Annotated in this window: 7 protein-coding genes; 6 read left to right on the top strand and 1 reads right to left on the bottom strand. The window is 44.6% G+C overall.

Features of this window, described 5'->3' with window-relative positions; genetic code table 11:
- Positions 1-228 precede the first annotated feature (228 nt).
- Positions 229-843: a recombination protein RecO gene (gene recO / locus Q0614_RS02080; RefSeq protein ID WP_298786209.1), complete on the bottom strand. Its 615-nt coding sequence runs from the start codon at positions 841-843 to the stop codon at positions 229-231.
- Positions 844-936: 93 nt separating this feature from the next.
- Here recO and accD point away from each other — a divergent pair, with 93 nt between their 5' ends.
- The 6 genes from accD (at position 937) to Q0614_RS02050 (ending at position 5,584) form a co-directional block, all read left to right on the top strand.
- Positions 937-1,836: an acetyl-CoA carboxylase, carboxyltransferase subunit beta gene (accD, locus tag Q0614_RS02075; RefSeq protein ID WP_298786208.1), complete on the top strand. Its 900-nt coding sequence runs from the start codon at positions 937-939 to the stop codon at positions 1,834-1,836.
- On the top strand, positions 1,836-2,288 hold the full coding sequence (locus Q0614_RS02070) for a 23S rRNA (pseudouridine(1915)-N(3))-methyltransferase RlmH (RefSeq protein ID WP_298786205.1): 453 nt from the start codon (positions 1,836-1,838) through the stop codon (positions 2,286-2,288). Before accD ends, Q0614_RS02070 begins: the two co-directional genes overlap by 1 nt.
- A gap of 9 nt (positions 2,289-2,297) precedes the next feature.
- On the top strand, positions 2,298-2,654 hold the full coding sequence (gene dksA, locus Q0614_RS02065; RefSeq protein WP_005872423.1) for an RNA polymerase-binding protein DksA: 357 nt from the start codon (positions 2,298-2,300) through the stop codon (positions 2,652-2,654).
- Between the two features lie 2 nt (positions 2,655-2,656).
- Positions 2,657-3,658 (top strand): LapA family protein, encoded by a 1,002-nt coding sequence (locus Q0614_RS02060; RefSeq protein WP_298786203.1) that lies wholly within the window; start codon positions 2,657-2,659, stop codon positions 3,656-3,658.
- A 539-nt stretch (positions 3,659-4,197) separates the two neighbouring features.
- Positions 4,198-5,124: a tRNA-dihydrouridine synthase family protein gene (locus Q0614_RS02055; RefSeq protein ID WP_298786201.1), complete on the top strand. Its 927-nt coding sequence runs from the start codon at positions 4,198-4,200 to the stop codon at positions 5,122-5,124.
- A 22-nt stretch (positions 5,125-5,146) separates the two neighbouring features.
- Positions 5,147-5,584, top strand: coding sequence for a hypothetical protein (locus Q0614_RS02050; protein WP_298786199.1), 438 nt, complete (start codon positions 5,147-5,149; stop codon positions 5,582-5,584).
- Positions 5,585-5,764: the final 180 nt, after the last annotated feature.

Here is a 5,764-nt window from a genome sequence, read left to right as displayed (position 1 = left end):
GCAAATCAAATCCGCTCACCGCAATGTTTTTTAAGGCGATGAAAAAGCTTTTTAGCTAGTCCAGTTAAAATTTAATGCAAACCCCGCGCAATGCGATTGTTTGGCTTTGCGCGAGAAAAGGCAGATAAAGTATAAAACCGCCTGTTCATGAAATTTTGAAATTCTACGAAATTTTAAATTTAGCGCCCAAGCTTTGAAATTTCACGTCTTCATCAAACGCGCTACAGATCAAAGCCCCTCAAGCGTTATGTCGTAGAGCCTCTCTACCGTTTCGTCGTTTAAATTTAGTGTCTTTTTGCTTCGTAAAAATTCTAAAATTTCATCTTGCGCAAAGCCCGCTCTTTGCGCGCAAAGCTCGTGCGCAGGCAAAAAGCCGCGGCATAGCGCGATATTTTCTAAAATTTCCTCATCGCATAAAAAACAATACGGCTCGTCGTGCAACCGCCCCTCAAATTTTAAAATTTCGGCGTAGCTTTCTACGATTATGCGACGCGGATTTTGTTTGCCGAAGCGCATAGCAGCTCGGTTTAGCAGCTCGTAATAGAATTTATCCAGATGCTCGGCATCTTTTAGATGCGCGTGTAAAAGCCGCATAAATTGCTGCCAAAATAGCAGCTTCTCGCGGTTTCCGAGCCACGCGTATCCCAGATGTATCACGCCGCTAAGACGAGGGAGGAAGTTTTGATTTTGCGAGAGTTCGAAGTCGATTTTATAGCCCTGGATGATGTTTGAATGGCGCGCGCCGTAGAAGCGATACGCACGCACGAGCGCACTTTCGCTCAGCACGTCTACGATGCAGTCCTCATCCCTAACTTTGGTCGTTTTTAATATAAATCCTTGCATTTTCCTATTTTAGCGAAATTCACATATAAATTTAAATAAAGAATTTTAGGTTATAATCAGAAGTTTCATTTCATAGAATTTAAAGGAAATCATATGAATTTCGGAGATCTATTTTCAAAAATACGTAGGACGCAACCTGCGCCGAGCGAAGCTCCTACGCATTGGATCAAGTGCCCAGGATGCGGCGCACTGATGTATAGCAAAGAGGTCGAGCAAAATCATAGCGTTTGCCCGAAGTGCAACTATCACCTTCGTTTTGACGCGCAAGCTCGTATCGATCTGATCTGCGACGAAGGCTCTTTCGTGGAGTACGATCAAAATTTGCAGCCCGTCGATCCGCTAAAATTCGTCGATAAAAAATCCTACAAAAAGCGTATTGCCGAGAGCAAAGAAAAAACGGGCAGGCTTAGCGCGGTTATCGCAGGCGAGGGCGCTATAAGTCGCCAAAAAATTCAGCTCGTGGTGTTTGATTTTAACTTCATGGGCGGAAGCCTGGGTTCTGTGGAGGGCGAAAAGATCGTGCGCGCCGTAAAACGCAGCCTTGATAAAAACGAGCCGCTAATAATCGTAAGCGCAAGTGGTGGTGCTAGGATGCAAGAAAGCACCTTTTCGCTAATGCAGATGAGCAAAACCTCCGCCGCGCTTAAAATTTTATCCGAGCATAAAATTCCTTTCATCTCCGTTCTTACCGATCCTACGATGGGCGGCGTGAGCGCGTCCTTTGCGTGGCTGGGAGATATCATCATCGCAGAGCCCGGCGCTCTCATCGGCTTTGCCGGACAGCGCGTTATCAAGCAAACCATCGGAGCTGATCTGCCGGAGGGCTTTCAAAGATCGGAATTTCTGCTCGAGCATGGACTAATCGACGCGATCGTGCCTAGAGCTGAGATGAGGCAGTATCTAAGCGATATAATCAATGTGCTTAGCAAAAACGCCGTGCAGATCGATGATACTAGCGACAAATCGCTGCACGAAGAGGGAAGCGAAGAGTAGTGCGGATAACGGTAAATTCCATCCAAAAGGGCACGGACGAGTTCGCAGGCGCGATAAGCGATTATAAAAAAATGGCGGCTAAATTTGCCACGGTGCGAGATGATATATTTTTTAACGCTAATATCGCTCGCGCACAAAGCACATCTGCTGAGCTAGCGCTTAAGGCGTATGATGAAGCTTATCTACCGCGCCTTAGCGGATACGTCGTAGCTTTGGATGAGCGCGGACAGGAGCTAGACAGCGTGGAATTTGCCGGAATGCTAAAAGATAAAAGCGCCGTGTCGTTTTTCATCGGTGGCGCTTATGGGCTTAGTGAAAATTTTAAGGCAAAAGCCGATAAAATAATCAGTCTTAGCAGGCTTACGTTAGCGCATAAAATCGCTAAACTTTTGCTCTTTGAGCAAATTTTTCGCGCGCTGTGCATTAACGCAAACCATCCATATCACAAATAAAGGGAAGTAATGAAGAAAAACGAGTTGAAATTTTACAAGAAAATTTTAGAAGAAAAAAGAGAGCAACTCATCGCCAATATTAATAGCTCTGTAAATGAAATTTCGGAATTGCGCGAAAATAAAGCTGCGGATGATTTTGACGTAGCGAGCATGAATACGGATTTAAGCATCGAATACTCGCTCAATGTTAATCAACAAAAGGCGTTTTTAGAGATTGAAAGCGCGCTTAAACGTATCGAAAACGGCACTTATGGGCTTTGCGAGAGCTGCGGCGAGCAGATAAGCTTAGAGCGTCTTAAGGTAAATCCAGAGGCGAGATTGTGCATTTCGTGCAAGGAACAGGCGGAAAAGCAAAATAGGAGTTAGCTATGAAAACCAAGCAATTCTTTTTATATTCGATCGTCTATATCGCAATCGTCGCGATTTTAGTTTTTACGCAGCAAAGCAGTAGCTATACACTGGGGCTTTTCGGTTTTACGCTTACGCTTCCTGTGGCGGTGTGGATCGTACTGCCGTTAATTTTATATATGATTTTGGCGATGTTTCATATCGTTTTTCATAGCTTTGCTTTTTACCGCACAAAAAGGGCGATCGCAAAGGACCTAAGCGCGTACGATGCGATGAGTAAAGAGGTTTTGCTGGGTCTTGATACCAATAAAGACTTTAAAACCGAGTATTTTAAAGACCCAAGCGAGCTTACTAAAATTTTATCTCCGTGGTACGATAGCACTGGCATAGATGTCAAAAATGAGGATCTAAAAGAGGTCATAGGTGTTATTGAGAAGGTTAAAAACGGCGAAGTGGCGGATCTGCGAAAATATAAACTTCCTAAAGATAACGGACTATTTTTGCAAAACGAGCTCAACCGCCTCGACGCTGAGCCTGCGTATGCGTATGAAATTTTAAAAACTAAAGGCGTTTATAGCGAAAATATCACTAAAAAAGCCTATGCCGTAGCGCTTGCCAAAGGAAGCTACGATAAGATCAAAGCCTATAAAATTCCTCAAGATATAGCCGAGGTAAATATTTTAGTGAATCGCGCGGTAAATGACACGAGCTTTGAGATCAGTAGCGAGGAGCTTTTCGATCTCGTAAATAATGAAAAATTTAGCGAGCAGGATTTTATCGGCTTTGCCAAAAAGCTAAAAAATCATCTCGCTCCAGAGCAATACAAAGCCTTTTTCGAGCGGCTCAAAAACGAGAATCAAGAAGCGACCGAGGCATATCTGTACGCGCTATATGAGCTTGGCATGATCGACGAGTTTAGAGAGCAGCTAAGTCTTGCCGACGGCGACGAGTTTGAAAAGTTTAAAATTTTGCTATTTTTGCGCGACAACGGCAAAAACGTCCCTGCGTCGCTGTTATTTTAGCTCGGTAATTTTACGAGTTCGTTTTATGCGGGTAAGAGAGGCTGCCTTTAAGCTCTTTGCGTCTATTAAACACAGCCTGCGCGATAAATTTTAAAGTGCGGGTAAAATTCTAACTCGCGCAAATTTTAAATTTCAAAATTTATCGAAAAATCAATGCGCGTAAGCGGTAAAATTTAAAAGATTTGCTTGCGTAGTGCGCGTGTAAACGGGTTTTGCATTTATGCTATGAAGTTTAGAATTTAAACATAAAGCGCAAGACTTGCTAGCTGAATAAAAGTGCTGAAATTTTAAAATCCGTGCGGCGTTTTGCAAGCTGCTTGCCAGGTTCGCCGCGCAAACAAAATTTAGCGGTGATAATCCTTGCTGCCGTTTTGCCACCACTCAAATTAGCTAAGCTTAAAAATAAAATTCGTGCCTAAATGCGAATACGTAGCCTATGAAATTTAAAATTTTAAAGCTCGCGGCAAAACCCGCTGCAAGCGCTGTGGTATTAAATTTAAAGGTTTAAATTCAAACGAAATCAAAATGAGAAATTTAAAATGACGAAAGATTTTTTTAAAAGGGACCCTTTATTTTTGGCGCCTTTGGCGGGCTTTTCGGATCCGCCGCTGCGGGGCGTAGTGAAAAAATTCGGCTGCGACGCTACCGTAAGCGAGATGATAAGCGCAAACGCCCTTGTTTTTGAGGACGAAAAGACGCTAAAGATGCTCGAAAAAAACGCAGCCGAAACCCCATTTTTCGTGCAGATCGCAGGCAGCGATGTGGAAATCATAAAAAAGGCGGTTTTGCTCATCAATAAATTTGACGGCATCGACGGCATCGATCTAAACTGCGGCTGTCCCGTCCCCAAAGTCGTAAAACAGGGCGCCGGCTCGGCGCTGCTGCTTGATCTGCCCCGTCTATCGCGCCTGGTTGGGACGATCAAAAAGTATTCGAACAAAAAATTTACGAGTGCGAAGGTGCGGCTAGGCTTTAGCGCCGTGGATATCGAAAATATCGCGCGCGCCGTACAGAGCGCAGGAGCCGATTTTATCGCGATTCATGGCCGCACCAGAGCGGGCGGATACAGCGCGGCGGTGGATTACGGCGCGATCGCAAGAGCCAAATACGCGCTGCAAATCCCGGTGATCGCAAACGGCGACATAAACTTCGCCAATGCACCCGCGGTGCGAGACCTTAGCGGCGCAGACGCGCTGATGATCGGTCGCGCGGTAATCGGCAGACCGTGGATCTTTCGCGAGATTAAAACGGGCGAACAGGCAAGTGACGCGCTAAAAAGGGAGGTCGTGCTCTATCATTTCGCTCAAATGCTCGGTCATTACGGTGTGCGCGGCGTAGCGATATTTCGCAAGCATCTGCACGAATACTCCAAGGGACGCGAAAATGCCGCAAGCTTTCGCGAGCAGATCAACCACGTCGCCGCTGAGAGCGAAATGACTAGGCTAATCGAGGAATTTTTCGCCTAAATTTAGAATTTTAGGAGCTTTGATGATTATTTTAAAAATTATAGCCTGCGCATTTTCGATGAGTTTTTACTTGATGTGCGTTTCGAGTTTGGCCGATTTTGTGATAGAACCGTTTTTTTACACATCTAGCGTCTGGGATGACGACCCTCTAGATTGGCTGCAGAAAAAATTCGCATATTTCCTATTTTTGTGGATATTTTCCTGCGGGATTTGCGCGATACTTGCCGCAAAGTTAAAGGATTTTGGTAAGCTCACGGATTTTTTCGTAAATTTATTTTTGCCTACAGCAGCGGTTTGGATGCTATCGCCATTTTTAGGGATGATGATTGTGGCGCTGATTGTTTCAGATTTGCATCTTGCCAGGTTTTATTCCTCATTGCTTAGCGCATTAATATTTATCGTTCTTTTTATGATCGTCGTAGCCGAGGTCTTAAAGCAGATTTATCCGCCCAAGTCCTAGCGCGCGGAATTTTAAAATTTAGTGCAGAATTTCGCCTTGAAATTCTTGGTCGCCGCTTACAATCACAGCTCGCGCGTTAAAAGGCGAGGGCGTTAAAATTTAAGGAGAAATTATGCAAAATATCTACATCATCGGCGACGTGCACGGCTGCTACAGATCGCTTTTGGCGTTAATAGAGCA

The sequence above is a fragment of the uncultured Campylobacter sp. genome (assembly GCF_937997595.1).
Lineage (GTDB): Bacteria > Campylobacterota > Campylobacteria > Campylobacterales > Campylobacteraceae > Campylobacter_B.
The sequence above is the reverse complement of the archived record's forward strand: the minus strand, read 5'-3'. Positions and strand labels throughout refer to the sequence as shown.